1 protein-coding gene is annotated in these 1,583 nt (G+C 60.7%); it reads right to left on the reverse strand.

Annotated features, from left to right (window positions below):
• Nucleotides 1–1,463, reverse strand: a 1,463-nt coding sequence (locus EPO09_RS18885) for an immunoglobulin domain-containing protein (RefSeq protein WP_290645536.1), incomplete at its 3' end; no start/stop codon positions are given.
• Between the last annotated feature and the right edge of the window lie 120 nt (nt 1,464–1,583).

Raw genomic sequence — 1,583 nt, forward strand, 5'->3', positions numbered from 1 at the left:
CTGATCACCGTTCCGCTTTGCCCCACGGCAACCAGGTTGGTGTCTGTGACCCATTTCAAGGCGCGCATGGAGTCCCCGGTGGGCAGAGGGGACTGGTACGTCCATTTCAGTCGGGTCAGGCGTGTTGCCTCACTGGTCGTGGCATCGCCAGCAGCATTTTTGACGATCACCCTGACCCAGGTGTCCTGGGTTGGTGGTGTGAAAGTTGTCAGCGTGCTGGCGGTTGCCGCGGGGATGTCTTGAAAGCCCGCTCCTTGTGAGGCACTCGTTTGCCATTGGTAGCTCAAGTCCGACCCCGCCGCGCCGACACTGAACATCGGCAGGGGCAGACCGACGCGCCACGCCTGCGGTTGTGGTTGCCTCGTGATTTGTGGGCCAGGCCGTACGGTCAAGGTCGCGATGTTGCTGATGGCGGTGCCTGCGCTGTTGAGTACCAATACTCGCAGCTTTTTGCCGTTGTCCGCTAGCGTAGAGGACGGCAGCGTCAATTCCTGGGCTACCGCACCAGTGATGTTGGCAAAGGTTGCACCAGCATCCAGGCTCACCTGCCATTGAAGCGTCGGTGCGGGCGTGCCGCCCACCACGACAGCAAAGCGCGCTGCGCTGCCCGCTCCCACCGAGACGTTGGCCGGCTGGGTGACAAGGAATGGCATGACCGGTGCCGCATTCACCGTCAGGATACCTGGTGGGCTGACAACCTTGCCTGAGGTGTTGCTTGCCACTGCGCGGTACTGCTGGCCATTGTGTGCTGCGGTCGTGGCAGGTATGGTCATCGTGGAAGATGTTTCCCCATCGATGTTCGTCCAGATCGTACCGTCGGCACTGCGTTGCCAAGTCAGGGTTGGCGCTGGTTCGCCTGTCAATGTCACACTGAAACTTGCTGTCTGACCCGAGACGACCGTCACATTGCTCGGTATGGCCGTGAACACAGGGGCGGAAAGAGGGTGCGTCACATTCAAGCGCGCATTCATGCTGGTCACGCTGCCAAGTGCGTTGGATATCACTACGCGAAACAGGGTGCCGTTGTCTCCATCGTTAGACGTTGAAAGGATCAATGTCGAACCGGCGGCATCCGGGATGTCGGTGAAGCTTGTCTCGCTGCCGCCGCGTCTTTGCCAACGGTAGGAAAGCGACGTGCCCGTTGCCGTGACGGAGAAGGTGCCGCTTTGCCCCGCAGTCAAGATCAGATCGACCGGATTGACGACCACGGAAGGTGCCACTGCCTGTGCCAGCACCCTGAGCGTCACAGGAGAGCTCGTGAGGACGGGGCCGCCATCGCTCGGCGTCAAAGTGGCCCTGAAGCTGGCCGTGTCATCTGACGCCTGGGCATTGGCCAGCGTGTAGCTGAAGCCGGTTGCGCCGGGAATGTCTACCCAAGTGCCATTGATCTGCCTTTGCCATTGAACAGTTGTCGTGCCGGTCGCTGCTACGCTAAAGGTTGCGGGTTGTCCGTTGGTCACCATGACATCTCCCGGCTGCGAAAGGACCTTCGCAGAAGGTGACGATTCGTTGCCGCCACCCCCACCGCCACCGCAGGCCGTCAGCAATAAAGCGAACATGGCCATTACGACGGCCAAGCAACA

The organism is Aquabacterium sp., from assembly GCF_004297345.1.
GTDB lineage: Bacteria > Pseudomonadota > Gammaproteobacteria > Burkholderiales > Burkholderiaceae_C > Aquabacterium.